Source organism: Promicromonospora sp. MS192 (assembly GCF_049532985.1).
GTDB lineage: Bacteria > Actinomycetota > Actinomycetes > Actinomycetales > Cellulomonadaceae > Promicromonospora.
The window spans coordinates 4,703,324-4,728,896 of sequence record NZ_CP186693.1; the positions used below are offsets into that span (position 1 = coordinate 4,703,324).

Annotated in this window: 22 protein-coding genes; 10 read left to right on the forward strand and 12 right to left on the reverse strand. The window is 74.2% G+C overall.

All coding sequences use genetic code 11. From position 1 onward, the window contains the following. Positions 1 to 20: 20 nt before the first annotated feature. The 5 genes from ACO229_RS21005 to ACO229_RS21025 form a co-directional block, all read right to left on the reverse strand. Complete coding sequence (locus ACO229_RS21005; RefSeq protein WP_423462680.1) at positions 21 to 1,988, reverse strand: penicillin-binding transpeptidase domain-containing protein; 1,968 nt, start codon at positions 1,986 to 1,988, stop codon at positions 21 to 23. A gap of 250 nt (positions 1,989 to 2,238) precedes the next feature. Next, the gene (locus tag ACO229_RS21010; protein WP_397429363.1) at positions 2,239 to 2,424 is read right to left on the reverse strand and encodes a hypothetical protein; all 186 of its coding nucleotides are present in this window, start codon (positions 2,422 to 2,424) and stop codon (positions 2,239 to 2,241) included. A gap of 122 nt (positions 2,425 to 2,546) precedes the next feature. Continuing rightward, positions 2,547 to 3,791, reverse strand: coding sequence for an RNA polymerase sigma factor (locus tag ACO229_RS21015; protein WP_423462681.1), 1,245 nt, complete (start codon positions 3,789 to 3,791; stop codon positions 2,547 to 2,549). Beyond that, positions 3,779 to 4,150, reverse strand: coding sequence for a YciI family protein (locus ACO229_RS21020; RefSeq protein WP_397419195.1), 372 nt, complete (start codon positions 4,148 to 4,150; stop codon positions 3,779 to 3,781). Before ACO229_RS21020 ends, ACO229_RS21015 begins: the two co-directional genes overlap by 13 nt. 156 nt (positions 4,151 to 4,306) lie before the next feature. Next, positions 4,307 to 4,972: a hypothetical protein gene (locus tag ACO229_RS21025; protein ID WP_397419193.1), complete on the reverse strand. Its 666-nt coding sequence runs from the start codon at positions 4,970 to 4,972 to the stop codon at positions 4,307 to 4,309. 310 nt (positions 4,973 to 5,282) lie between these two features. Between ACO229_RS21025 and ACO229_RS21030 the strand changes: the two genes are divergently transcribed. The 8 genes from ACO229_RS21030 to ACO229_RS21065 all read left to right on the forward strand — a co-directional run bounded on the left by ACO229_RS21030 (position 5,283) and on the right by ACO229_RS21065 (position 14,402). Further along, positions 5,283 to 5,531, forward strand: a complete 249-nt coding sequence (locus tag ACO229_RS21030; protein ID WP_423462682.1) for a hypothetical protein — start codon at positions 5,283 to 5,285, stop codon at positions 5,529 to 5,531. Positions 5,532 to 5,596: 65 nt separating this feature from the next. Continuing rightward, positions 5,597 to 8,614, forward strand: coding sequence for a helix-turn-helix transcriptional regulator (locus ACO229_RS21035; protein WP_423462683.1), 3,018 nt, complete (start codon positions 5,597 to 5,599; stop codon positions 8,612 to 8,614). A gap of 91 nt (positions 8,615 to 8,705) precedes the next feature. Continuing rightward, positions 8,706 to 10,901 carry a SpoIIE family protein phosphatase gene (locus ACO229_RS21040; RefSeq protein ID WP_423462684.1) on the forward strand — a complete coding sequence of 732 codons (2,196 nt, stop codon included), beginning with the start codon at positions 8,706 to 8,708 and terminating at the stop codon, positions 10,899 to 10,901. An 85-nt stretch (positions 10,902 to 10,986) separates the two neighbouring features. Then, positions 10,987 to 12,003 carry a sigma-70 family RNA polymerase sigma factor gene (locus tag ACO229_RS21045; RefSeq protein WP_423462685.1) on the forward strand — a complete coding sequence of 339 codons (1,017 nt, stop codon included), beginning with the start codon at positions 10,987 to 10,989 and terminating at the stop codon, positions 12,001 to 12,003. 24 nt (positions 12,004 to 12,027) lie between these two features. Then, positions 12,028 to 12,489 (forward strand): universal stress protein, encoded by a 462-nt coding sequence (locus ACO229_RS21050; protein WP_397419183.1) that lies wholly within the window; start codon positions 12,028 to 12,030, stop codon positions 12,487 to 12,489. Between the two features lie 50 nt (positions 12,490 to 12,539). Continuing rightward, positions 12,540 to 13,007 carry a fluoride efflux transporter FluC gene (locus tag ACO229_RS21055; protein WP_397419181.1) on the forward strand — a complete coding sequence of 156 codons (468 nt, stop codon included), beginning with the start codon at positions 12,540 to 12,542 and terminating at the stop codon, positions 13,005 to 13,007. Beyond that, on the forward strand, positions 13,004 to 13,408 hold the full coding sequence (locus ACO229_RS21060) for a fluoride efflux transporter FluC (protein ID WP_397419179.1): 405 nt from the start codon (positions 13,004 to 13,006) through the stop codon (positions 13,406 to 13,408). The genes ACO229_RS21055 and ACO229_RS21060 overlap by 4 nt, the downstream gene beginning before the upstream one ends. A gap of 61 nt (positions 13,409 to 13,469) precedes the next feature. Further along, entirely contained in the window at positions 13,470 to 14,402 is a 933-nt protein-coding gene (locus ACO229_RS21065; protein WP_423462686.1) for a 5'-3' exonuclease, read from the forward strand. A gap of 3 nt (positions 14,403 to 14,405) precedes the next feature. On the opposite strand, the gene ACO229_RS21070 is transcribed toward ACO229_RS21065, so the two are convergent. Further along, positions 14,406 to 15,167 (reverse strand): sirohydrochlorin chelatase, encoded by a 762-nt coding sequence (locus tag ACO229_RS21070; RefSeq protein ID WP_423462687.1) that lies wholly within the window; start codon positions 15,165 to 15,167, stop codon positions 14,406 to 14,408. 537 nt (positions 15,168 to 15,704) lie between these two features. After that, positions 15,705 to 18,431: a phosphoenolpyruvate carboxylase gene (locus ACO229_RS21075; RefSeq protein ID WP_423462688.1), complete on the reverse strand. Its 2,727-nt coding sequence runs from the start codon at positions 18,429 to 18,431 to the stop codon at positions 15,705 to 15,707. A 56-nt stretch (positions 18,432 to 18,487) separates the two neighbouring features. On the opposite strand from ACO229_RS21075, the gene ACO229_RS21080 reads away from it, so the two are divergent. Beyond that, positions 18,488 to 19,399 carry a DNA/RNA non-specific endonuclease gene (locus ACO229_RS21080; protein WP_397412478.1) on the forward strand — a complete coding sequence of 304 codons (912 nt, stop codon included), beginning with the start codon at positions 18,488 to 18,490 and terminating at the stop codon, positions 19,397 to 19,399. A 21-nt stretch (positions 19,400 to 19,420) separates the two neighbouring features. Here ACO229_RS21080 and ACO229_RS21085 read toward each other — a convergent pair whose 3' ends face one another. Then, on the reverse strand, positions 19,421 to 20,863 hold the full coding sequence (locus ACO229_RS21085) for a dihydrolipoyl dehydrogenase family protein (protein WP_423462689.1): 1,443 nt from the start codon (positions 20,861 to 20,863) through the stop codon (positions 19,421 to 19,423). Between the two features lies 1 nt (position 20,864). After that, positions 20,865 to 21,422, reverse strand: a complete 558-nt coding sequence (locus ACO229_RS21090; RefSeq protein WP_397412474.1) for a hypothetical protein — start codon at positions 21,420 to 21,422, stop codon at positions 20,865 to 20,867. A 120-nt stretch (positions 21,423 to 21,542) separates the two neighbouring features. Here ACO229_RS21090 and ACO229_RS21095 point away from each other — a divergent pair, with 120 nt between their 5' ends. After that, a complete protein-coding gene (locus tag ACO229_RS21095) occupies positions 21,543 to 22,127 on the forward strand; it encodes a TetR/AcrR family transcriptional regulator (protein ID WP_423462690.1) in 585 nt (194 codons plus the stop codon). A 7-nt stretch (positions 22,128 to 22,134) separates the two neighbouring features. On the opposite strand, the gene ACO229_RS21100 is transcribed toward ACO229_RS21095, so the two are convergent. Genes ACO229_RS21100 through ACO229_RS21110 form a run of 3 tightly spaced genes read right to left on the reverse strand, consistent with a single transcriptional unit; the run spans position 22,135 to position 25,557 of the window. Beyond that, a complete protein-coding gene (locus ACO229_RS21100) occupies positions 22,135 to 22,998 on the reverse strand; it encodes an NAD-dependent epimerase/dehydratase family protein (RefSeq protein ID WP_423462691.1) in 864 nt (287 codons plus the stop codon). Positions 22,999 to 23,056: 58 nt separating this feature from the next. Then, on the reverse strand, positions 23,057 to 23,842 hold the full coding sequence (locus ACO229_RS21105; RefSeq protein WP_423462692.1) for a deoxyribonuclease IV: 786 nt from the start codon (positions 23,840 to 23,842) through the stop codon (positions 23,057 to 23,059). A 47-nt stretch (positions 23,843 to 23,889) separates the two neighbouring features. Continuing rightward, entirely contained in the window at positions 23,890 to 25,557 is a 1,668-nt protein-coding gene (locus tag ACO229_RS21110) for a PQQ-binding-like beta-propeller repeat protein (protein ID WP_423462693.1), read from the reverse strand. Positions 25,558 to 25,573 lie beyond the last annotated feature (16 nt).

Genomic DNA, 25,573 nt, shown 5'->3' on the forward strand with positions numbered 1-25,573 from the left:
GGGTCCGTTCGTGTCCAGGGTCAGCCGTTCGTCAGGAACTCGCGCATCACGGGGGCCGCCGCTGTCGAGGCGAGCTCGCCCTCCTCGATGAACACGACCGCGGCCAGGTCGTTCGCGATGGCGACCGTCCACACGTGCGCCTTGGACCCGTCGCCGAACTGGGCGGTACCGGTCTTCGCGCCCACGATGCCGGGCACGCCCTGCAGCGCGGTGCCGGAGCCCTCGCGCACCACCCCGCCCATCAGGTCGCGCAGCGTGGCCGCCTCGTCCGCGGTCAGGTCGCCCGACGGCGCCTCGGGCGCCTTCCCGTCCTCGGGCTGCACCAGCCACGGGGAGACGGTGTGCCCCGCCGACACGCTGGCGGCCACGGTCGCCATGGCCAGCGGCGTCGCCAGCACCTGGCCCTGGCCGATCATCGACGCCGCGTGCTCCGTGCCCGTCGAGTCGGTCGGCACGTCACCCATCGTGCCCGCCGCGCCGAGCGCGGTGGCCTCGACGCCCAGGCCGAGCGACGCCGCGGCGTCGTGCAGCTGCTGCTGGCTGATCGCCTGGTGCTGGGCGATGAACGCGGTGTTGCACGAGTTCGCGAAGACCGTCCCGAACGGCACCGCGTCGCCCGTGGCGGACGCCGGGTAACCGGGCACGTTCCGGAACTCGCGGCCCTCGACGGCGATGGTCGGCGTGCAGGCCAGGGGTGTGTCCGGCGTGACGCCGGACCGGAGCATGGCGAGCGACGTCGCGATCTTGAACGTGGACCCCGGCGGGTACTGGCCCAGCGTGGCGGTGTTGTACCCCTCGGAACCCGGGCCGGACGCGACCGCGAGCACCTCGCCCGTCGACGGCTTGATCGCGACGATGGCGCTGGCCAGGTCGGTGATGTCGGCGAGCGCCGACTCGGCACGGAGCTGGGTCGCCGGGTCGAGCGTGACCGTCAGCGGCTCGCCGTCCTTCTTCTCGATGGTGAACGCCTCGCGGCCCTCGCCGCCCTCGGCGGGCTCGATGGTCACGGCCAGGCCGGGCACGCCGCGCAGCTGCTCGTCGTAGGCGGCCTGGAGACCGGAGAGGCCCACGACGTCGCCCTGCTGGACGGTGCCCTCCGACTCCTCGATGATCTCCGCCGTCGCCTCCCCGACCGTGCCCAGGACGCCTCGTGCGAAGTCGCGGCTCCGGGCCAGCGGCACCTCGTCCGGGATGCCGACGACGCCGGGGATCGCCATGGCGGCGTCGAAGTCGTACTCCGGGTCGCCGTCGCGGATGGTGATCACCTCGATGAACGCCTTGTCCCCGGCGGACCGGACCTGTGCGGCGATGCTCTCGGTGGTCTCCTGGTCGAGCTTCAGCACGGTGCCGAGCGGCTGGGCAGCGGTGTCCCAGCCGGGCCGGGTCTTGTCGATGCCCACGTGGTGCACGGGCGTGATGCCCACCAGGGTCTCGCCGGTAGTCGTGACGATCTCGCCGCGGGCGGGCTCGGTGCGCTCGACGGCGAGCCGCTCGCCCGGCTCCAGCCCGGGGACCAGCACGCCGGTGCTCCAGGTCGCCTGCCACTCGCCGGCCTCGCCGTCGGTGGCGCCGGGGTAGGTGAGCGGCACGACGGTCTCGTAGTCCCAGGCGGCCTCGGTCGCCACGGGCCAGCTCCACGCGAGGGTCGCGGTGGCCGTCGCGGTGCCGCCGTCGCCCTCCTCGACCGGGGTCACGTCCTTGACCTCGACGGTCCCGGCGTCCTCGCCGACCGCGGCGCGGAGCTGCTCGAACACCTGGGCGTACTGCTCGTCCGGGGACGCGGACGTCTCCAGGGTCAGCGGGACGTCCGCCGGGGTGCCCGCCTGGAGCGCCGCGGCGAGTTGCTCGGCGGCCGGCGCCGGGTCCGGGACCGGCGGCTCGCGCAGGAGAAACCACAGCCCGGCGCCCGCGGCGGCGAGCAGGACCACGACGCCGACGATGATCAGGGCCAGCCGGCCCGACCGCCGGGGAGCAGGCGGCGGAGGCACGGGGGACCCGGGTTCCGGTGGCAGTGCGGCGTATCCCCCCGGTGGCGGCGGGACCGGTGCATGACCGTCCGTAGGCGGGTGGGGAGACGAGTATCCGCTCATGCCCAGGAGCCTAAGGGGCCCGTCATGGTCGCCACGTGGAAAACATTGGGTCAAACGGGGCAAGCCTGGGTGAAATGGCACAGAAAAATGCTGCTCGATGGGAGCGAGGCCGCCGAACCCCCTGGATCTGCGGCCCCGCCCGCCGCCGTCACGCGTCCCGGTACCGCAGCCGGTCCCGGGAGCGCGTGGCGAGCTGCAGGGAGGAGAACGCCGGCACCGCACGGCCGGCGGCACGGATCTTGTGCTCACGCCGGTTCAGCAGCTCCATGCGCCGCAGATCACGCTCGATCCCGGCGACGTCGCTGCCGGTGACCGCTGCTGTCCTCGTGGTCATGGTGGTTCCCCGTTCCCTGGCTCCTCGTGCGGGCAGCCCTCGGATGACAGGGACGCACGGGAAGCGTGTCTCGTTGGGAGGGAGGCCCCGACCCGGCGGTCTGTGACGGCCGCGCCGGGAATTCACCCGACGGCGGCCGCCCGCGCGGCCACGAACGCGCGCAGCGCGGGGTCGGTGGTGAGGGACAGCGCCTTCGCGTACGCGGTGCGGGCCGCCCCGGTCGCGCCCGACGACGCGAGCAGGTGCGCCCGCGTGGCCCACAGCGGCTGGAACCGGCCGGCCGCCGGGTCCGACGCCGTGGCGTCCAGCTCCGCGAGTCCCGCGGCCGGCCCCTCGACCCGGCCGAGCACGGCGGCCAGCGCGACCCGCCCGCCGAGCGTCGGGGCCACGCGCAGGAGCGCCTGGTGCAGGGTGAGCAGCGCGGGCCGGTCGGTACGCCCCGTCCGGGCGCGGGCGCAGTGCGCGGACTGGACGGCCGCCTCCAGCCGGAACCGGCCGGGCGGCCCCGCGCCGGGTGCCGTCAGCGCGCGCCGGAGCAGCGCCTCCCCGCGCTCGATCAGCGCACCGTCCCACAGCGTGACGTCCTGCTCGTCGAGGGGGACGAAGGCGCCGTCCACCTCGCGTGCGTCGGCGCGCGCCACGGAGAAGCAGAGCAGCGCGGCCAGCCCGAGCACCTCCGGCTCGGGCAGCAGGTGCGCCAGGAGGAGGGCGAGCGCGAGGGCGTCACCGGTGAGGGAGCCACGGACCTCGGGCGCAGCGCCCCGCCAGTCGATCGCATAGGCGCCGTACACCGCCTCCAGCACGGGCGGCAGCCGGGCCGGGATCTCGGCGCGGCCGGGGACGCGGAACGGGATCCGTGCGTCACGGATGCGGCGCTTGGCCCGGACCAGCCGCTGCGCCATGGTCGGCGCGGGCACGGCGAAGGCTGCCGCGATGTCCCGGGCCTCGACGCCGAGCACGGTCTGCAGCATGAGCGGGGTGCGGATCCCCGCCTCCACCGCGGGGTGGGCGCAGACGAACATGAGCTCCAGCCGGCGGTCCCCGATCGCGTCGGGGTCGGGCAGGTCGGGCGGCGCGGCGGGCTCGGGTCCGGCATCGGGCGGCGCGGTGGTCCGGTGCGCGGCGGAGCGGTAGAGGTCCCGCAGCCGGTTGCGGGCCACGGTGAGGAGCCAGCCGTCCGGGTTGCGCGGCACGCCGTCGTCGGGCCAGTGCCGCAGAGCCTGCTCGAACGCGTCGGCGAGGGCGTCCTCGGCGCGCTGGATGTCGCCGTCCCGCGCCGCGAGCAGAGCCAGGAGGCGGCCGTACGACGTGCGGGCCGCCGCGTCCGCGGCAGCCCGCACGCCGGCGCGGTCGGTCAGCGCGTCCACGTGCCGTTCTCGAAGTGGGTGGCGCTCGGGCGCACCTCGACGGTGCCCCACTGGACCGAAGGCGCCTTCTGCGCCCAGGCGAGCGCGGCGTCCAGGTCCGGCACGTCGACGACGAACGTGCCGCCGAGCTGCTCCTTGGTGTCGGCGAACGGGCCGTCCTGGACGCGCAGCTCGCCGTCGCGCACCGTGACGGTGGTGGTGGCCGACGACGGCTGCAGCACCTCCGCCGACAGCAGCACCCCGGCCTGGTCCAGCGCGGTGGCGTAGGCGGCGAACGCGCGCTGGCCCTCGGCCAGGGCATCCTCGCCGAGGTCCTCCGGCGTCATCTCCGGGTAGTGCAGCAGGATGGTGTATCGCATGGTTCTGTCCTCCGGTCGGTGTCTGTCTGACACCGGGGTGACGATCTCGTGGGGTCCCGATCGACAGGCCGGGAGAACTCGTCCGGGTCAGGCCGGGCACGACGCGGGCCGGGGCGCCCCCTGGTGCGCCCCGGCCCGTCCTTTCGTCGGCCGGTGTCAGGCGGAGGGTGCCGCCTTCACCACCGGTCCCCACGCCAGCGGGTCCAGCGTGCGGGCGTCGGCGTCCGCGGTGCCGGCCCAGCGGCGCGCATCGGCGATGGTGGCGGCGAGCAGCTCGCGCAGGCGTGCGTCCACGTCGGGGACGAAGGCCTCGGAGATGCCCTGCACCGCGGTGGAGACGACGCTCGGCGCGGCGTCACGGACGAACCGCTTGGGCCGCACGCTCGTGCCCGCGCAGAACCGCTCGGCCCAGGCCGCCGTCTTCGGCACGGCCGCGAGCGCGTCCTTGCTCTCCGGCGCGAGGGTCCCGGCCGGCCTGTCCTCCAGCACGTCGAGCATCCGCTCCGACCCGAGGATCGCCACGGCGAGCGTCTGCTGGCGGTCGGCGGGCGAGATCGGCAGCGCCGTCTGCGCGGCGCGCAGCGCGATGCGCACGTCCCAGCGCGGATCGGTGCTGGTCAGGCCGATGACCGACGGGATGAGCGGCGCCAGCCGCGGACGCGCGTGGTCCGCGGTGAGGTCGTTCACCGCGCGCGCGAGCATCGCGATCAGCGGGTGCGTGCAGGCGGGGTGGTCGCTCCACTTCTCCCCCGCGAGGAAGGAGGCGAGCTCCATGAAGCACGCGCCCTTCTTGGGGTTGCGGTGCTTCCCACGCCCCAGCATGGGCAAGATGTCGTACGTTCCAGCTTCGGTTCCGGTCACGATCCACCCCCGAATTGGGTCCGCTACTTGTTCCAGTGTGCGTCCGGTGTGACATGGATCGCAATAGTGCGCCTGTGAAGCGCCTGGATCTCGCCCGGTACGCGGCACCTCAGGCCGCGCGGACCACCTCAGGGGTACCTCAGACGGCCGCCTGAGGTACCCGGCCGGCCAGGACTGCCCGATCGCCCGATCCACGGGCCGGGACCTCAGGACGAGTGTCTTCCTCATCAGCCGGACGGGCGCACGGCCCGCCGGGGCACCAGGAGGAATCATGTCGCTGTGGGGACCCGCCGCCGAGGCGGAGATCGAGTACCGGCAGGCCGAGCTGCGCAAGGCATGGGGCGGCCGGCGGACCGACGACCAGGGCCGGGCCGGCCGGCGCGCCGAGCGCCGGGCGAACCAGGGCGCCCGGCACCGGGCGGACCGGCGCACCGAGCACCGGAGCCGCGCGGAGCAGATCCAGGAGGGCATCGCGGGCATGCGCCCGGCACCGGCCGCACGTCACGGCCTGTTCGCATGACGGAGGCGGGCGTCGGGGCGGAAAAGGCCAGGGGGAGTGTCGGTGACCGGTGGCACGATGTGCAGGTGCGACGGTCCACGACGATCCCCCTGGTCTCCCGGCAGGAGCAGGTTGCCTCCCTCCTGCTGGCGGTGGGGCGCGCCTCGGCGGGCCGGCCGGGCCTCACGCTCGTGGGCGGTGACGCCGGCGTCGGCAAGACCCGGCTCATCAGCCACGTCGCCCAGGCGGCGGAGCAGGCGGGGGCCAGCGCCGTCGTCGTGCACTGCGTGGACCTGGGGCAGGTGGGCATCCCGTACCTGCCGTTCACGGACGCGCTGACCCAGCTCCAGGCCGGGGCCGCGGGGCCCGAGGCGGCCGCGCGCGTGGCCGACCTGGTCAAGGAGCGGCCGGCGCTGTGGCGGCTGCTGGAACCGGGCGGTGGCGGCGACGCCGACCACGACGAACGGCTCCAGCTCTTCGAGGGGATCGCGCGCAGCCTGGCGGTCGCCGGCGCACCCGAGCGACCCCTGGTCCTGGTGGTCGAGGACGCCCACTGGGCCGACGCGTCCACCCGGGACGTACTCCGCTTCCTCGCCGCACGCGCCCGATCGGAGCACGTCCTCCTGGTGGTCACCTACCGGTCGGACGACGTCGACCGGCGTCATCCGCTGCGCCCGCTGCTCGCCGAGCTGTCCCGGCTGGAGCACGTGGAGCGGATGGACCTGCAGCCGTTCGACGCGGACGAGCTGCGCGAGTTCACCACCGCCCTGGCCGGGCGGCCCCTTCCGCCCGCCGGGTTCGCCGAGGTGCTGGACCGGTCCGAGGGCAACGCGTTCTTCGCCGAGGAGCTGCTGGACGCGGGTCCGGACTCCGCGAGCCTGCCCTGGACGCTGACCGAGGTGCTCCGCACCCGGCTCGAACGGCTGGACCCCGAGGTGCAGCAGGTGCTGCGCATCGCGTCGGTCGCCGGGCGCCGGGTCCGGGAGGACCTGCTGCGGGCAGCCGCCGCCCGGTCGGGCGCACCGGACGTCGACGCCGCCCTGCGCGAGGCCGTGACCCAGCAGGTGCTCGTGGTGTCGGGCGCGCACCTGGAGTTCCGGCACGCGCTCCTGGCCGAGGCCCTGTACGCGGACCTCCTGCCGGGCGAGCGCTCGGCGGTGCACCGCGCCTACCTCGCCGTGATCGAGCAGGACGGGCCGGACGGCATGCCGGTCGGCAGTGCCGCGGAGCGCGCCCACCACGCCTTCGAGGGTCACGATCTGCCCGCCGCCCTCACGGCGTCGCAGGACGCCGCGCTGCGCGCCCGCCGCCTGCTCGCGCCCGAGGAGGAGCTGCGGCACTGGGAGCAGGTCCTGTCCCTGTGGGAGTCGGTGCCGGACGCCGAGCAGCGGATCGGCCGCGACCGGGTCGACGTCGCCCTGTCCGCCGGCGAGGCGGCGGCCCGGGCCGGTGACGCGATGCGCGCGGTGAAGCTGACACGGCGCGCGGTCGAGGGCGTCGACGACCCGGTGCGCCGGGCAGCGCTGGAGCACGTGCTGGTGCACCGGTACCTCGACCTGCCGACGTGGGACGAGACGCCCGGCCAGGTCGAGACCACCATCACGGACCTGCGCGCCGCACTGGCGGTGCTGACACCGCGCAGCCCCGACCGGATCTGGACCAACGCCCTGCTGGCGCGGCTCGCGATGATCATCGACCTGGACGAGGACGCCCGTTCGTACGCCGAGTGCGCCGTCGAGGAGGCGCGCGAGACCGGCCAGGCCGGGGCCCTCGCGATCGCCCTGTCCACCCTCGCGGTGCTCGACGTCGCGGACCCGGACCGGGCCTCGGCGACCCTCGACGAGGCGCGCGCGGCCGCCGTCGAGGCCGGGGACGTGCTCACGGAGATGCGCACCCTGTACAGCGGCACGGCCAACCGGTTCTACGCAGGGGAGCTGGAGGCCGCGGAACAGCGGGCGCGGCACGCGCTGGCCCGGGCGGACGAGCTCGGCCTGGCATGGAGCACGCCCACGGTCAACCTGCGGATCCTCCAGGAGGTCATGCTCTACTTCCGCGGAGACCTCACCGAACGCAGCAGCGCGGGCGTGCCGGCCACGTCCCGGCACGTCATGGACGCGACCCGGATGTACGCGGCGGTCGCGCGGGGCGACGAGGACGCGATCGAGCGCGGCGAGGCGCTGATCGACCACTGGGGCAGCGACGGTCAGATCGCCCTCATCGGCGGAGGAAGCCTGGTCGACGCCCTGACCTGGGCCGGCCGGTACGACGACGCCGCCGCGCTGGCCGAGCGCATCACCGATCACCTGGGCGAGGTGTGGACGGAGGTGTTCCTCGGGCGGATCTGGCTGTCCACGCTGGCCATCGCCGCCCTGGCGGACGCAGCCGAGGCCGAGCGCACCGCCGGACGGGCGGGAGCACCCGGTTCTGCGGCCGCCACGGCGGTCGAGACCCGTGCCGGCGCACGGCTGGACCGCGGTGACGCGCTCCTCGCCGTCGCCCGCGAGACGGCCCAGCGGGGCCGCCCGCGCGGCGGCGTGCTCGGCCCCGAGGGACGGGCCTGGCTGCAGCGGGCCGCCGCGGAGAACGCCCGCCTGCACGCCGTGACGGGGTTCGCCGCGGGCGAGAGCGACGAGGGACGAGCGGCCACGCTGTGGCGCGAGGCGGCCGACGCCTGGCAGAAGACGGTGAACGCCTTCGGTTTCGGCTACCGCTACGAGGTGGCACGCTCACGCTACCGCTGGGCGGAGGCGCTCCTCGGCGCCGGGGAGCGCGGAGCAGCCGAGGTCGAGGCGGCCGAGGCCCTCTCGGAGGCCGAGGACATGGGGGCGCGGCCGCTGGCCGACGCCGTCCGGGCCCTGGCACGGCGGGCACGGCTCGACCTGCCGGGCGTCCGCCGGGCGACGGCGTCCACCCTGACCGAACGGGAGGAGGAGGTGCTGGGCCTGGTCGCACAGGGGCTGTCGAACCGGCAGATCGGCGAGCGCCTGTTCATCTCGACCAAGACGGTGAGCGTGCACGTGTCCAACCTGATGGCCAAGCTCGGCGCCTCGGGACGGGCGGAGGCGGTGAGTCTCGCGCACCAGCGCGGTCTCCTCGAAGTGTGACCGTAAGCCCCGCAGACTACCCGCTCAGTGCAAAAGGGACACATCCGGTACATCTATCGCGCACGCGCACTTCTCTCGCAATACTGAGCAGATGCCGACGGACCTCCAGGCGTTGCGAGACCTCGAGCACGTCGGTCTTGGATCACCTACCGCTGACGAGGCATTCGACCGGTTCGCCCGTCTGGTCCGGCGCCACCTGAGGGTTCCGGCTGCCGTCGTGTACTTCGTGGTCCGGGACGGCCAGGTGCTCGCCGGGGCGTCGGGCATGCCGGAGCCGATGCAGTCCCAGCGCCTGCTCCAGCACCCCGGGACCGTCACCAGCGTGATCACCACCCGGGGCGAGCCGGTGGTCACGGCGGACGCCCGCCTCGACCCCGCGCTGCGCGACACCTACCTCGTGCGCGAGATGGGCCTCGTCGCGCTCGCGGGGTATCCCGTCTTCGACCTGCGGGGCCGCGCCGTCGGCGCGCTGTGCGCGGTGGTGGACGAGCCGCGCGAGTGGTCCGGCGACGACCTGGACTCGCTCGCCGACCTCGCGGCGTCGTGCACGGCCGAGCTGCGGCTGCGGGCCGAACGGGAGCGCGCCCGGCGCATCCAGGAGACCGCCGTCCGGGCCAACCGGCGCAGCCGGTTCCTGCTGTCGCTGAGCGAGGCGTTCGCCAACGCGAACACGATGGACCAGGTCGAGGAGGTGATCATCGAGGTCGCCACCGCCGGGATAGGGGCCCGGTACTGCGCCTTCGCCGTGGCCGACGCCGACGGCCGGGGCGTCACCTACCGCTCCCTCGTCCACGCGGAGCCACAGTTCCCCCAGCGGTTCCGGCAGGCCAAGCTGGACGACCACCGGCCGCTGGCCGAGGCGGCCCGCACCGGCCGGCCGTTGTTCTTCCGGACGAGCGAGGAGATGCACGCCGCGTACCCCGGGTTCCGGGAGTACTGCGACCCGGACGTCGAGGCCCGGGCGTTCCTGCCGGTCGTGACGGCCGGCGCCGTGGTCGCCGTCGTCATGCTGGCGTGGGAGCGCGACCGGGGACCCGACAAGGACTCGTACGCCCTGCAGACGGGCCTGGCGCACTACACGGGCCACGCGCTCGAGCGGGCGCGGCTTCTGGAGGAACGCCGCGAGTCCGCCAAGACGCTGCAGCGGGCCATGCTCAGCCGCCTGCCCGAGGTGCCGCACCTCGACATGGCGGCCACGTACTCGCCCGCCACCCGTTCGGACCAGATCGGCGGTGACTGGTACGACGCCGTGGCCGTGGACGACGACACGACCATGTTCATGATCGGCGACGTGACCGGGCACGACATGCGCGCGGCCGCCAAGATGGGTCAGCTCAGGTCGCTGCTGCGGGCGTTCGCGTGGAGCCACGACGAGTCGCCGTCGGCGCTGCTGTCGCTGCTGGACAAGGCCAACTCGGGCCTCGGGCTGCTCGCCAGCGGGACCGCCGTGGTGGCCCGGCTGGAACGGGTCCCCGGCGGCTACCAGCTCACCTGGTCCACCGCGGGTCACCCGCCGCCGCTCGTGCTGCGGCAGGACGGGAGCGTGGAACGGCTCTCGGCGCTGCCGGACATGATGCTCGGCATCCGCCCCACGGCGAAACGCACCGACCACGTGGCGACCCTGCGGCCCGGTGACACCCTGCTGCTCTACACCGACGGGCTGGCCGAGCAGCGCGGGACCACGCCCGACCAGTGGCTGAACCGCCTCCAGAAGACGCTCGGCATGCTGGGCGACACGGCCACGGCCGCGCTGCCGGTCACCCTGGTGCGCCGCCTGGCGTCGGACGACCAGCGGGACGACGTCGCCGTGCTCGCCGTGCGGGTGCGGGCGACGGCGCCGTCCGGCCCGCCCTCGCTCGGCCGGCCCGCCACGGCGGAACGCAAGCTGGCACCGTCGCTGTGCGACGTCGGGCCCGCCCGGATCTGGGTGGACGACGTGCTGGAGAGCTGCGGGGTGCCCATGCCGCTGCGGCGCACCGTGATGCTGCTGACCTCCGAGGTGCTGACCAACGCCGTCGACCACGGGCAGGCTCCGTTCACCGCGACGGTGGAGGTCGACCTGGAGAAGCTGCGGGTCGGGGTGCGGGACTCGTCGGTGGTCCAGCCCGAGCTGCGCGACCCGGCGGTGACCGAGTTCGGCGGGCGGGGCGTGCAGTTCCTCGAACGCCTGGCCTCGCGGTGGGGCGTGGACCGGCACGGCGTGCCACCGGCCACGGACCGCCCCCGCGCGGGCCGGGTGAACCGGCGCACGGGCAAGACCGTCTGGTTCGAGCTCGACCTGACCTGACCGGTGGGGTGAACTTCGGCCGCCGTCTTCGGTCCCGGACGAATCACCGGTGAGCGTGTCAGTGGTGCCGCGTACCGTGTGATCCATGGCACAGACAGCGTCACATCCTGGGCAGAGCGCGGGTGCGGCCGTGGCGACGGACGAGCTCTCGGCACAGCTCGAGACCTATCGCCGCGAGCTCACCGGATACTGCTACCGGCTGCTCGGCGGCGCGTTCGACGCCGACGACGCGGTGCAGGAGACCCTCCTGCGCGCATGGCGGTCGTACGAGCGGTTCGAGGGCCGCTCATCCCTCCGGACATGGCTGTACCGGATCGCCACCAACGTGTGCTTCGACCAGCTCGGGTCCAGCCGCGCCAAGCGGGAACGGCCCATGGGCCTCGGCGCCGCCGCCGACCCGGTCGAGGAGAGCCTCGCGACCGTGCTGCCCGAGTACGCCTGGGTGGAGCCGGTACCGACCGAGCACGTGCTGCCCGGCGCGAGCGACCCGGCCGACACCACCGTGGCCCGGGAGTCGGTCCGGCTCGCCTTCGTCGCGGCACTCCAGCACCTGCCCGCCAAGCAGCGCGCGGTGCTCATCCTGCGCGAGGTGCTGCGCTGGCCGGCGTCCGAGGTGGCCACGCTGCTGGACACCTCGGTGGCCTCGGTGAACAGCGCGCTCCAGCGCGCCCGCGCCACCCTCGCCGACAAGGCGCCGGACCGGTCCGGCGCCGCGCCGGCCCCCGCGACGGCCGACGAGTCCGATCTGCTGGAGCGCTACGTCGCGGCGTTCGAGCGGTACGACATGGCGGCGCTGGCCAACCTGCTGCGCGAGGACGCGGTCATGAACATGCCGCCGTACGCCATGTGGCTGGAGGGCATCGAGAACATCCAGGCCTGGATGCTCGGGCCGGGCAACGAGTGCGAGGGCTCGCGCTGCGTGCCGATCCACGTGAACGGCGCCCCCGGGTTCGCGCAGTACCGGCGGGACCCGAAGGGCGGCCACTTCCCGTGGGGGATCGTGGTGCTGGAGAACGACGGCGCGCACATCACCGGCATCACCACGTTTCTCGACACGGAGAAGTGGTTCTCCCGATTCGGCCTGCCGGACCACCTCGACTAGCCGTTTGGCAATACCCTCACAAGGGTGACTGTGCGATCCGTGGTGGTCGGCGTGGACCACAAGCACCCGGAGCTGGCCCGGCGAGCAGCGTCGCTCGTCCAGTCCCTGGGTGGAAGCCTGATCGAGCTCGTCTGTGTGTGGGTCGACGAGACCGCCGTCTCGGACTCACGGGGGTTCACCGTGTCGGTGGACCCGGACATCGCCGTGCCCTCCGATGCCTACGGGGCCGACGTCCTCGCCGGGCTGAACCGGGCGATGGCCGACGTCGGTCTGCCCTGGAGCGCGCTGCGCGGCGCCGGTGACCCGGCCGTCGAGCTGGGGCGGGTCGCCGACGAGGTGGAGGCGGTCATGATCGTCGTCGGCGCCCACCGCTCCGGCCTGCGCGGATGGACCACCAACCTCGTGGGCGGGACGGTGGCCGGGCGGCTCGTCCACAACCAGGCCCGCCCCGTGGTGATCCTCCCCGAGACGGCCTCCGCCCCGTGAGCGCTAGATTTTCCTCGGACCTGTCGAGCGCCCAGGAGGGGACCCGCCGCGTGGCACGAGCACCGCACCGGGACTGGCGGTACGTCGGTCTCGTCGCGCTCGGCGGAGCCTGCGGGTCGGTCGCGCGGTACCTCCTGGGCACGTGGGCCATGATCCTGCTGACGCCCCTGACGTTGCTGTCCCCAGGGATCGGGGAGACGGTCCTCCGATTCCCCATCGGCACGCTGGTCGTCAACGTGCTCGGCGCGCTCGCCCTCGGCTACCTCCTGGAGGCACTTGCCCGGCGGGGCCGGGAGACCGTCCGGCGCCGCAAGATCCGGCTCGGGATCGGCACGGGGGTGCTCGGCGGGTTCACCACGTACTCGGCGCTCGCGCTGGAGACCCAGCAGCTGCTGGGCGCGGGGCTGGGGTGGCTCGCCCTGCTCTACGTCGCGCTCACCCTGGCGGGCGGCACGGTCGCCTGCCTGGGCGGCATCGCGCTCGCGGCCCGCGCCGACCGGCGCCGGAAGGAGAGGTGACGCCCGTGCTCACGTTCCTGGTGGTGGCCGTCGGCGGAGGTGTCGGCGCGGCGGCACGGTTCATGGTCGACGGCGAGATCCGCGCCCGGCACAGCGGCGGCTTCCCGTGGGGCACGTTCCTCGTGAACGTGACCGGCTCGTTCCTCATCGGCGTGTTCTCGGCCGCGCTGGCCGGCCTCTGGCGGTACGGGATGTCGGTCGAGGACGCGCAGTTGCTGCGAGTCGCGCTGATGACGGGCCTGTGCGGCGGATACACGACGTTCTCCACGGCCACCGTGGAAGCCGTGCGCCTGGCACAGTCCGGCCGGCTCCGACTCGCCGTGGCGAACGCACTGGGCACGCTGCTCGTGACGGTGCTCGCGGCGGCCGCCGGCGTGGCGGTGGGCGGGCTGTTCACCTGACCGCCCGGCGGCCGAACCGTCGCCGGGCGGCGTGTCAGTGGGGCATGGCAGGCTTCGCTGCATGAGCCTCATGCTCCTCGACTCCGCCTCGCTGTACTTCCGGGCGTACTTCGGTGTGCCCGACTCGCTGCGGTCGCCCGACGGCACGCCGGTCAACGCCGTCCGCGGTCTTCTGGACACCATCGCGTGGCTCGCCACGACGCACGGCCCGGACCGCCTGGTCGCGTGCTGGGACGACGACTGGCGGCCCGCCTTCCGCGTCGCGGCGATCCCGAGCTACAAGGCGCACCGGGTGGCCCAGGAGGTGCCCGGTACCACGGGCATCGAGGAGGTGCCGGCGGACCTGCTCGCGCAGGTGCCCGTCATCGTGGACGTGCTGGCGGCGCTCGGCATCGCGCGCGTCGGCGTCCCCGGCTACGAGGCGGACGACGTCATCGGCACACTGACCGCGCGTGCGGTCGCGGAGGGCGCGGGCCCGGTCGACATCGTCACCGGGGACCGGGACCTCTTCCAGCTCGTCGACGACGCCGCCGGTGTCCGCGTGCTCTACCCCGCGCGCGGCGTCCGCGATCCCGACGTGGTGGACGAGGAGCGGCTGGCCGCGCGGTACGACGTCGCCTCGGGGCAGGCGTACGCCGACATGGCGACGCTGCGTGGCGACCCCAGTGACGGCCTGCCCGGGGTGCCCGGCATCGGGGAGAAGACGGCGGCCAAGCTGCTCGCCCGGTACGGCACCCTGGCCGGGATCCTGGCCGCGCGGGACGACGGCGACCCGGGCCTCACCGCGACCCAGCGCCGCCGGCTGCAGGAGGCCGACGAGTACCTCCGGGTCGCGCCCGTCGTCGTGCAGGTGGCACGGGACGCACCCCTGCCCGTGTTCGACCCGGCCGTGCCCCAGGCCCCTGCCGATGCCGATGCGCTGGAGGCCCTGACCGCGCGGTGGGGCCTGCGGTCGAGCGTGGACCGGGTCCGGGCGGCCTTCGGCTGGGCGTGACCGTCAGACGCCGGCGGCCGCGTCGTAGCGGTCCAGCACCACCTGGACCAGTCGCGGGTCGGGCTTGCCGGCCCCGGCCGGGCCGGCGACCGGGTCGGTGACGACGTCGGCGCCCGCCTCCAGCACGCGGTCCAGGAAGTACCCCGGTGCGAGCAGGTACGACACGACGATCACGCGCGCCGAACCCGGCGCTCCCGCGCGCGCCGCGGCCACCGCGTCCGGCACGCGGGGTTCCGCACCGGCCCCGTACGACGGCGTCACCGGCCGCCCCAGCCGCTGGGCCAGGGCGCTCGTGACCTCCTCGACCGCGGTCGCGGCGGCGGGCACCGACGAACCGGCGGCGGCGAGCACCACGGCGTCGTCGGGGCCGAAGGGGCCGTGCGCCGCCTCGGCTGCGGCGTAACGGTCGGCCAGGATGTCGACCAGCAGGGGGTGCGGGCCGAGCGGTTCGGCGGCAGCGGACCCGTTGACCGAGGTGACGGCCTGCGCGATGTCGTGCCGCACGTGGTACCCCGTGGACAGCAGCAGCGGCACGACGACGGCGACCGGTCCGTCGGCGTCCCCGGGCCGGCCTGCGCGGGCACGGGCGTCCCGGACCGCCGCGGCGAGGACGTCGCCGACCTCCGGCTGCTGCACGTCCACGAACGCCTCTCGGACGTCGAGCCCGGGCCGGGCCGCGCGGACGCCGTCGAGCAGGGCGCGCACGGCGGCCTGCCCGGCAGGATCGTCGGTCCCGTGCGACGTCCCGACCAGGGTCGCGCTCATCGTCTCTCCCATCGGTCCTCCACCTCGTCGCTCACTCCCGACGTCCTGTCGGTCGCTTCCGACGCCCTGTCGCTCACTCCCGACGTCCTGTCGCTCGCTCCCCACGTCCTCAGGACGCGTTCCCTCAGGACGCGTTCCCTCAGGACCCGTTCCCTCAGGACGCGTTCCAGGTTCGGTCCTGTGCACCGCCATGTTCACAGTGTTCGGTCGCTTGCCCCGAGATCGGTCGCTCGATGGACCGATCTCGGGGCAAGCGACCGAACATGGTGAGCGGGGCCGGGCAAGGGGCCGATCTCGGGTTCGGTTCAGACCCGCCCAGCTCAGCCCCGCCCAGTTCAGACCGACCCGGTCCAGCCCAGCCCGGTCCAGCCCAGCCCAGCCCAGCCTGGTCCCACCCGGTCCAGCCCAGCCCAGCCCAGCCTGGTCCCACCCGGTCCAGTCCAGCCCAGCCCAGTCCCACCCGGTCCAGTCCCACCCGGTCCAGTCCCACCCGGTCCAGCCCCACCCGGTCCAGCCCAGCCCCACCCGGCCAGGGCGTCACCCCGTGTTCTGCAACCCCGCCGAGACCCCGTTCACGGTGAGCAGCAGCAGGTGCTGCAGCCGTCCGGCATAGTCGCCGTCCACCGCGGAGCCGCCGTCCGACCCGGTGCGCAGGCCGCGCAGGGCGCGGACCTGGAGCAGCGAGAGGGCGTCGACGTACGGCGAGCGGAGCTGCACCGCCCGACCCAGCACGCGCTTGCTCTCCAGGGGGAAGGCGTTGCCGCTGATCTTCAGCACCCACTCGCGCGTGAGGCGCAGCTCGTCGAGCACCATCTCGGCCAGGTCGTCACGCGAGCCCAGCGCCAGGTACTGCGCGGCGATGCGCTCGTCGGTCTTGGCCAGCGACATCTCCACGTTGTCGAGGAGCGTCGCGAACAGCGGCCACTCGGTGCGTGCCGACCGCAGGAGCTCGACGTCACCGCACGCGGCGAGCGCCGTGCCCAGGCCGTACCAGCCGGCGAGGTTGATGCGGGCCTGCGACCAGGAGAACACCCACGGGATGGCGCGGAGGTCGTCGAGGGAGTTCACCGAGAGGCCGCGCTTGGCGGGACGGGACCCGATGGGCAGCAGGCCGACCTCCTCCAGGGGCGTGACCTGCGCGAACCACTGCGGGAACCCGTCGGCCTTCACGAGCTCGTGGAAACGGGTCCGGGAGGCCGCGTCGAGCGACGCCGCCAGGTCGGCGTACTTCGCCGTCGCGCTCTCGTTGACGGCCTCGACCGACGGCGCGGACGCGAGCAGCGTCGCGGCGGCCACCTGCTCGATGTGCCGGGACGCGATGACCGGGTCGCCGTACCGGGCCAGGATGACCTCGCCCTGCTCGGTCAGCTTGAACCGGCCGTCCACGGAGTGCGGCGGCTGGGCCAGCACCGCGCGGTTGGCCGGGCCGCCGCCGCGCCCGAGGGCGCCGCCGCGGCCGTGGAACAGCGTGAGCGTGAGGTTGTTGGACCGCGCCCACTCGGCGATGCGCGACTGGGCGTCGTGCAGCGCGAGCGTCGCCGCGACCGGTCCGACGTCCTTGGACGAGTCGGAGTAGCCGAGCATGACCTCGACGCGCCGGCCGTTCTCCGCCAGGCGCTTCTGCACGGCGGGGAGCGTGAGCATCGAGTCCAGGATCGACACCGAGTTCTGCAGGTCCGCGAAGGTCTCGAACAGCGGGATCGCGTCGATCACGGGTGCGCTGCCGGGGTCGTCCGCGAAGGCGTGGGCGGCCAGCTCGTAGACGGCGGCGAGGTGCTCGGGCGCCTGCGTGAACGACACGATGTAGCGCCGCGCGGCCCGCTCCCCGAATCGGCGCTGGATGGCCCCGAGCGCGCGGTAGGTGTCCAGCACCTCGCGGGTGCGGTCGCTCAGCGCGCCGTCGACGCCGAGCTCGCGGATCTCGTCGAGCGCTGCGGCGTGCACCTGCGAGTGCTGCCGCACCTCGAGCTCCGCGAGGTGGAACCCGAAGGTCTGCACCTGCCAGACGAGCCGCTGCAGGTCCCCGTAGGCCGCACGGGCCGCGCCCGCCGCCACGAGGGAGGCCTGCACCACGAGCAGGTCCGCCTCGAACTGCTCGGCGTTCGCGTAGGCGAGGTCGGCGTTGCGCGTCCGGGTGGCGGCAAGACGCTCGGCGAGCGCGAGCATGACGGCCCGGTGCGGCTCGTTGGGCGAGGCCTCCTGGGCCCGCCGCGCGACGTCTTCCGACATCTGGCGGATCCGCTGCCACAGGGCGTTCAGGCCCGACGACGGCGTGGTGCCCTCGGCGTCGAGCGTGAGCTTGCGGCCGGTCTCGACGGCGAGCCGCTCCAGCGCCGCGAGCGCGTGGTCCGAGGCGAGGGTGGCCGCCTGGCGCGTGATCTCGGCGGTGACGTTCGGGTTGCCGTCGCGGTCGCCGCCGATCCAGGTGCCGAGCTTGACGAACGGCTTCGCGACAGGCGTCGCACGGCCGGCCTCGTCGGCCAGCAGCCAGTCGTCGAGCCGCCGGTAGACGTCGCCGAAGACGTCCGCGAGGACGGCGTCGAACACGCCCATCACGGTCTTGACCTCGTCGATCACCGACGGCTTGCTGGTCCGCACGGGCGCGGTGCGCCACATGGTGTCGATCTCGGCGAGGATGCGCCGCTCGTTCTCGGCGAGGGTCACCCCGCCCAGCCGGCGGGTGTCCCGCTCGGCGAGCAGGTCCGAGAGCCGGCGGATGGTCCCGCTGATGGCCCGGCGCCGTGCCTCGGTCGGGTGCGCCGTCAGGACCGGCCGGAACTCCAGCTCGCCGAGCCGCCGCAGCGCCTCGTCCCGGCCCACCTCCTCGGTGAGCCGCGCGAACGCCGCGGGGATGGTGTCCTCCAGGACCGCCGGGCCGGTGCGTGTCTCGGCCTCGCGGGAGCGCAGCACGCGGACGCGGTGGTACTCCTCGGCGAGGTTCGCGAGGTGGAAGTAGCAGGTGAACGCGCGGGCGACCTGTTCGGCGCGCTCCACGGAGAAGGACGCCACGACGGCGGCGGCCTCGTCGAGGGCGTGCGGCGACGGATCGCCGTAGGCGCGGATGGTCAGCTCGCGGAGCCGCTCGACGTCGTCCAGGAGATCCTGGCCCCCGTCCTCGCGGAGGATCCTGCCGAGCAGCCCGCCGAGCAGACGCACGTCCTCGCGCAGCGGGTCGGGTACCTCGTGCCGGGCGTTGCCACGGACGGTCTGAGTTGATTCACTCACGGGCCAGAGCCTAGGCCGAGATTGCCAATGCCCGTTCATCGTGTCCGATTGTTGGTCTGGTCATGACCTACCGGACTCTGGTTGGCTGTCTGCCTGTGACCGGCTACGACGCAGATTTTCTCGGGTTCCGCGTGCCGCTCCCCGTCTCGCCCGCCGACCTGCGTGTCCTGCACTACACCCACTTCTCCGTGCTCCTGGACCCGGCACGCCGCCTCGCGGCGGCCACCGCCTGCGTGGTCGACGGCGCGGCCCTCCTGGCCCTGCGCCGCACCGGCCGGTGGCGCCTGGACCGGCGTGTGCCGACCGGCGAGCAGGCCGGCAGCGAGCTGTACGCGGGCAACCCCCTGGACCGCGGGCACCTGGTGCGCCGCCTCGACCCCGTCTGGGGTGACGCCGAGACGGCCGCGCGCGCCAACCACGACACCTTCACCTACCCGAACGCGGCGCCGCAGGTGAACAGGTTCAACCAGTCCAAGGAGCTGTGGAACGGCCTGGAGGACCACGTGCTGGCCTACGCGGCCGCCCACGACCACCGCCTCGCCGTGCAGACGGGTCCGGTGTTCGCGGCCGACGACCCGCCCTACCGCGGCGTCCGTATCCCGCGGCTCTTCTGGAAGGTCGTCGCCTGGGCCGGCCCGGCTCCCCGGCCCGCCCACGACGCGGCGGGCAGCCCGGACGACGCCGGGCGCCGCACCCTGCTGTCCACCGCGTTCGTGCTGGACCAGACGCCCCAGCTCGACGACGCCCGCCTCTCCGAGATCACGGCACAGGCCCTGGCCCGGGACGACATCCCGCCGCTGGGCCCGTTCCGGACCTACCAGGTCCCGGTGCGGGACGTCGCGGCCCTGACCGGGCTCGACCTGGGACCGCTGCCCGGGGCCGACGTGCTCGCCGTCCCGCCGCCGACGCCGGCCGGCGCCCGGCCCACCGACATCACGATCCACCGGCTCCCCCGGGCCCGGGCGTGGTCGGAGATCCGGACCCGGGACCAGATCGTCCTGCCCTGACCCGGGCCACGCACGAGCGCCTCACGAGCGGCCGTACGCCTCCAGCAGGCGGAGCCAGATCTCGCTCACCGTCGGGTACGCCGGGACGGCGTGCCACAGGCGGTCGATCGGCACCTCCGCGGCGACGGCGATCGTGGCGGCGTGGAGCAGCTCGGCCACGTCGGGGCCCACGGCGGTGAAGCCGACCAGCACCTTCCGGTCCTCGTCGACGATCATGCCGGCCCGGCCCGTGTACCCGTCGGCGTGCAGGGAGGCGCCGGCCACGGCGCCGAGGTCGTACTCGACCGCGCGGATGCGCAGCCCGGCGGCCTTGGCGGACGCAGCGGTGTGACCCACGCTCGCGATCTCCGGATCGGTGAAGATCACCTGCGGTACGGCGCGCTCGTCGGCGGTGGCCGCGTGCCGGCCCCACGGAGCGAGGTCGACGGGGTTCCCCGTGGCACGGGCCACGATCGTGTCGCCCACCGCGCGGGCCTGGTACTTGCCCTGGTGCGTCAGCAGCACCCGCCGGTTCACGTCGCCCGCGGCGTAGAGCCAGCCGTCGCCGACCGGCTCGCCCTCGCCGTCGAGCACCCGGAGCGAGTCGTCCACGCGCAGCCAGTCGCCCGGGGTCAGCCCGACGTGGTCCAGACCGACCGTGGCCGTGTTCGGCGTGCGACCGGTCGCGACCAGCACCTCGTCGGCCTCCAGCACGGTGCCGTCGGCCAGCGTGACGCGGACCGTCCCGGCGTCGTCCCGGTCGACCCGCTGCGGCCCGACGAACAGGTGCAGGGCGACACCCTGCGCCTTGAGCTCCTCGGCCACCAGGTCACGGGCGAACGGCTCGGCAGCAGGCAGCAGGCCGTCGCGGGCGATCACCGTGACCTGCGCGCCCAGCGCCGCGTACGCGGTGGCCATCTCGGCCCCCACGACACCACCGCCGATGACGGCCAGGCGCCCGGGGACAGCGTGGGCGGACGCGGCCTCACGGCTGGTCCACGGTGCGGCGTCGGCCAGGCCGGGGATCTCGGGCAGGCGGGCACTGGTCCCGGTCGCAACGACGACGGCGTGCCGCGCGCGGAGCACCGTCGTGGCCCCGTCGGCGCCGGTCACCTCGACGGTGCGCGCGGCGCTGATCCGTCCCACGCCCCGGAACAGCGAGATCCCGGCGCCCTCGAGCCAGCCGACCTGACCGTCGTCGTGCCAGTGCGCGGCGAACGCGTCGCGGCGGGCCAGGACGGCGGACGCATCCAGCTCGCCGGTCACCGCGGCGCGTGCGCCGGGCAGTGCCCGGACCGCGCGCAGCGCGGCGGCGTCCCGCAGGAGGGCCTTGGTGGGCATGCAGGCCCAGTACGAGCACTCCCCACCCACGAGCTCGCTCTCCACGATCGCGGCGGTGAGGCCGCCCTGCACGATCCGGTCGGCCACGTTCTCGCCCACGGGACCGGCACCGATGACGACGACGTCGAAGGTGTTCTCGGTCATCTCAGCTCTCCTTCGTGGCGACGCGGTTCAGGCGCAGCGCGGAGACGAGGAAGAAGATGCCGCCGAGCGTGGCGTACCCGGCCAGCGAGGTCAGCATCGCGTTCGGCCCGCCGGCCATCATGAAGAAGCCGGCGCCCGCGAACACGGAGATGCCGCCGCTGAGGATCATGGCCCACTGACCGCCGAGCCGGTACCGGGCGATCGCGACGATGAGCTGCACCAGGCCGGCGGTGATCGCCCAGACGCCCCAGACGCGCAGCACGGCGGGGATGCCCGAGGTCACCGCGACGACCAGACCGATCGCCGTGAGCAGGCTGAGCGCCATGTTGAAGTACAGGCCGACGGTGGGCCGCGCGGCCTTCGAGGAGCGGAAGTCGACGACGGCGGCGCCGACGTCGAACAGCGGGTACAGCACGAGCAGCGCGATGCTGACCGGTCCGAGCGAGGCCCCGGTGAGGAACAGCAGCACCGCCCAGACGATGGCGAACCCGAACCGTACGAAGTACAGGTTCCGCAGTGCGGTCGCGGTGGCTGCGGAGGATTCCGCGGTGGTCGTCATGGCTTTCCCTTCGATGGTGGCCGCTGTCGGCCTGTCTAGGTAGACTTACTAGTTACTCTACCGAGAGTGACGGTACACAGCCCGCCCCCGCTGCGCAAGGGGCCACGAGAGGAGCCACGTATGATCGCGACCGTGCACGGGTCCATCCGGGACCGCCTGATCGAGGCGGCGAACGAGCTGTTCTACGCGCACGGGCTGCGCGCGGTGAGCGTCGACAAGGTCATCGAGCGCGCCGGCACCACGAAGGTGACCTTCTACCGGCACTTCCGGACCAAGGACGACCTCGTGGTCGCCTACCTGGAGCACCGCGCGGCACAGGAGCGCGCAGGCGTCGACGCGGCCATCACGCACGCGGCGGGCGACGTCGACGCGACGCTGCGCCTCATGGCCGGCCACACGGGCGCGATGGCGTGCGAACCCGGCTTCCGCGGGTGCCCGTTCATCAACGCCGCCGCCGAGTACCCGGACCCCGGCACCCCGGTGCGCAAGGTCGTGGACGACCACCGGGCCTGGTGGGCGGGCGCGTTCGAACGGCTCGTCGCCCCGCTCGGGCTCGCCGACCCGCCCGCCGTCGCGGAGGACCTCATGCTGCTGCGCGACGGCATCATGGTCGCCGGCTACCTCGGCGACCCCAGCCGGGTCGCCGACTCGTTCCTGCGGAGCTGCCAGGCCGTCATCGGCTCGGCGGAGCGCGCGGCCGGCTAGGGCCGGGTCAGAGCTCCGAGCGCCAGGAGTGCTCCGGCGCGTAGCCGAGCACGCGGCGGGCCTTGTCGATGCCCAGGAGCGTCTCCCGGCCCTCGATCGGGCGCCGGTGCGGCACGTCCGGGAAGACCTCGGCCGCGAGGTCGGCCGAGTCCCGCTCCATCACCGTGTCGGCGTTCGCGATCACGAACGCCTCGAACCCCGTGAACTCCGCCTCCAGCGCACGGCGCACCGCCTGGGCACCGTCCCGGCCGTCGATGTAGCCCCACAGGTTCCAGCGCCGGGCCTGGGCGTCGTCCTGCCAGGACGGGAAGCGGGCGTAGTCCTGCGGGGTCATCACGTTGGAGAACCGGAGCGCGGCGACCTTGAGCTCCGGGTCCCAGCGGGCGAAGTGCCTGGCCATCTCCTCCTCCAGGGACTTGCCGAGGGAGTAGGTGGACTGCGGCAGCACGTCGTACTCCTCGTCGACCGGCAGGTACGGCGGCGGTACGTCGAACGGCAGGCCGAGCACGGTCTCGGAGGAGGCCGTCACGATGTTCCGGATCCCCACCACCTGCGCGGCGCGCAGCACGTTGTAGGTGCTGGGCACGTTGTTGCCGAACGTCGCGGCGTTGGTGGCCAGACCGGGCGCGGGGATCGCGGACAGGTGCACGACGGCGTCGGCCGGGCGCCGTTCGTCCACGCCCGACAGCAGCTCCACGACCTGGCCGAGGTCCGTCAGGTCGGCCACCGTGAAGTCGCCGGGGCTACCCGGCGGGGGCGCCACGCGGTCGGTCGCGGCCACCGCGTACCCCGCGTCCGCCAGGTGCTCCACCACGAACCGGCCGAGCTTCCCGCTCGCGCCCGTGACCACTACCCGCTGCGCCGTCGCCATGCGTCCGATCCTGCCAGGCTTCCGTGGCTCGACCAACGCCCGGGGGCCGGGGCCCGGGTCAGGCCAGGCGTTCCCGGAGCCAGGCGATGTCCGGGGCCATGTCGCCCTTGGTCTCGCAGATGACGGGTGCGCCCGCCGCCGCGATCACGCCCACCAGCAGGTCCTCCGGGATGAGGCCCTGGCCGAAGTTGATGTGCCGGTCGGCCCCGGACCCCGCCACGTCGCGCGAGTCGTTGGCGTGCACCAGGTCGATCCGGCCCGTGATCGCACGGATCTGGTCGGCCGCCGTCGCGAGGTCGATGCCGCCGGCCCACGCGTGACAGGTGTCGAGCGTGAACCCGACGTTGTCCCCGCCGTTCGCCGCGGTCACGGCAGCCCAGAGCTGCTCGATGCGCTCCAGGCGGCGCGCCATCGAGTAGTCGCCGCCCGCCGTGTTCTCGATGAGCACCGGCACGTCGGTCTCCAGCGCGTCGATCGCCTTGCGCCAGTTGTCGAAGCCCTTGGCCGGCTCGTCGTTCGCGGTGACGTGCCCTCCGTGCACCACGACGCCCCGGGCGCCCACCGCGGCGGCACCGTCCATGATCTGCTGCAGCAGCTTGCGGCTCGGGATACGGATCCGGTTGTTGGTCGAGGCCACGTTGATCACGTACGGCGCGTGCACGTACAGGTCGAGTCCCGCGGCGGCGGCGTCGGCCTTGAGCGCCTCCGCACCACCCTCGTAGGGCAGGTCGGGGACCTTCCATGCCTGCGGGTCGCTCAGGAACACCTGCACCGTGTCCGCGCCGAGCGCCTTCGCCGCCCCGATCGCGTCGGTCAGGTCCACGTGCGCGCCGATCTTCACCATGGCCCCCACCCTAGAACGGCTCACCCACACGACGGCGGGCGACGGCGTCAGCCCAGGCCACGGGCGCCACTCGAGACGACCTCGACCAGGTTGCCGTCCACGGCCAGCAGCCCGCTGACCGGGCCCGACCAGACGTCACCCGTCAGGTCCTCCGCCGCCGGGGGCCGCTCCCACACCACCTCGCCGGTCTCCGCGTCGAGCGCCGTCAGGCCCGCTGCCCCCGAGCCGTCCTCGACGACCAGCAGCACCGAGCGCCCGTCGGTGAAGGCCCGCGAGACGAACAGGGTGCCGGTGGACGAGCCCTCGGGATCGCCGCCGTCCCACGTCCACCGCTCGGCCCCCGTCGCGAGGTCCACCCCGAGCACGGAGCCCGGCACGGCCAGCATGACCGCCGTACCCTCCACCTGCGCCAGGAACTGCTGCACGCCCTCCCTCGCGGGCACGTCCCAGCGCGGGGTGCCGTCCAGCGCGTACGACGCCAGCCGGGTGCCCAGCCCGCCCGCGGACATCAGCGTCGGGGCCTCCGGCCCGGTCACGGTGAGGGGCTCGAGCACGTATCCCTCGACCTCGCCGACCCGCTCGCCGTCCGCGTCGAGGAGCACGGTCCGCAGGTCCCCCTCGAACGTGTACTCGGCGTACCCGCCGCTGCGCAGCCGCTCGACGCCGCCGGAGCCCGGCTCCATCCGGGTGCCGAGCACCAGCCCGTCCGGCGTCACGGCGGACTGGACGCCGCAGCCGTACACCTGGACGAGCTGGTCCTGGACCTGGGCACCGAAGTCCTCGACGTTCAGCAGGCCGGTGCTGACCGTCCCGTCCCAGGAGTCGCCGCCCCAGTTCGCGCACTGGTCGGCGCGCGTGGCCCGGAAGGGGATCGTGACGCTCCAGCGCTCGTCACCGGTGACGGCGTCCTCGGCGCGGAGCACGACGTCGCGCCCCTCCTCGACGGTGCCGGTGCACTCCCCCATGTCGTCGCACCCGGCGCCGTCCGGCAGCGGACCGGGCGCAGGCCCCACCCGCTGGGCGCGCAGGACCGTCCCGTCGGGACCGGGCCGAGGACGGCCGTACCGTTCCGAGTCCGCAGGGTCCAGCACACGCTCCGCCGACACCGTCCCGTCCGGGTCCACGACGACGGCGACCCGGTCCGCCGCGTCGCCCGTCAGGCACACGAGCCGCCGGGCCACCGCCGCGCCCCAGCCCGCCGAGCCCAGCGGCCCGCACTCCGGGTCCGCACCGAGCCGCGCCGTCCAGGCCACGTCGCCCGACGCCGGGTCCAGCGCCACCAGGTCGTTCCCGGACGGGACCACGAGCCGGTCGCCGAGCACCACCGCCTCGGTCCCCCACACGTCGTCCCCGGTGGCGCCGGCCCAGCCGACCGGGCCGTCCCACGTCCACGCCTCGTCGAGCGGGCGGGACACGTCCGCCACACCGCCGGGCACGTCGCGCATCCGCTCCATCCGGGCGCCGTCGCGGACGCCCTCGACCGCGAGCCCGGTACCCAGCACCACGGCCAGCACCGCTGCCACCGGACCGAGCACCCGCAGGTACCGCTCCCGGTCCCGGAGCGGCGCATCGCCTGCCGGGCGACCGTCCGGCTCGGGCTCCGCGCCCGGTCCGCCGCCCGCGCCGGATCCGGCGAACGAGACCTGGGGGTCGTCCGCGCCGTCGTCCACCAGGTCGAAGACGAACGCGCCGCCCTGGTCCGGATCACGTGCCATGCGACCGAGGGTATGT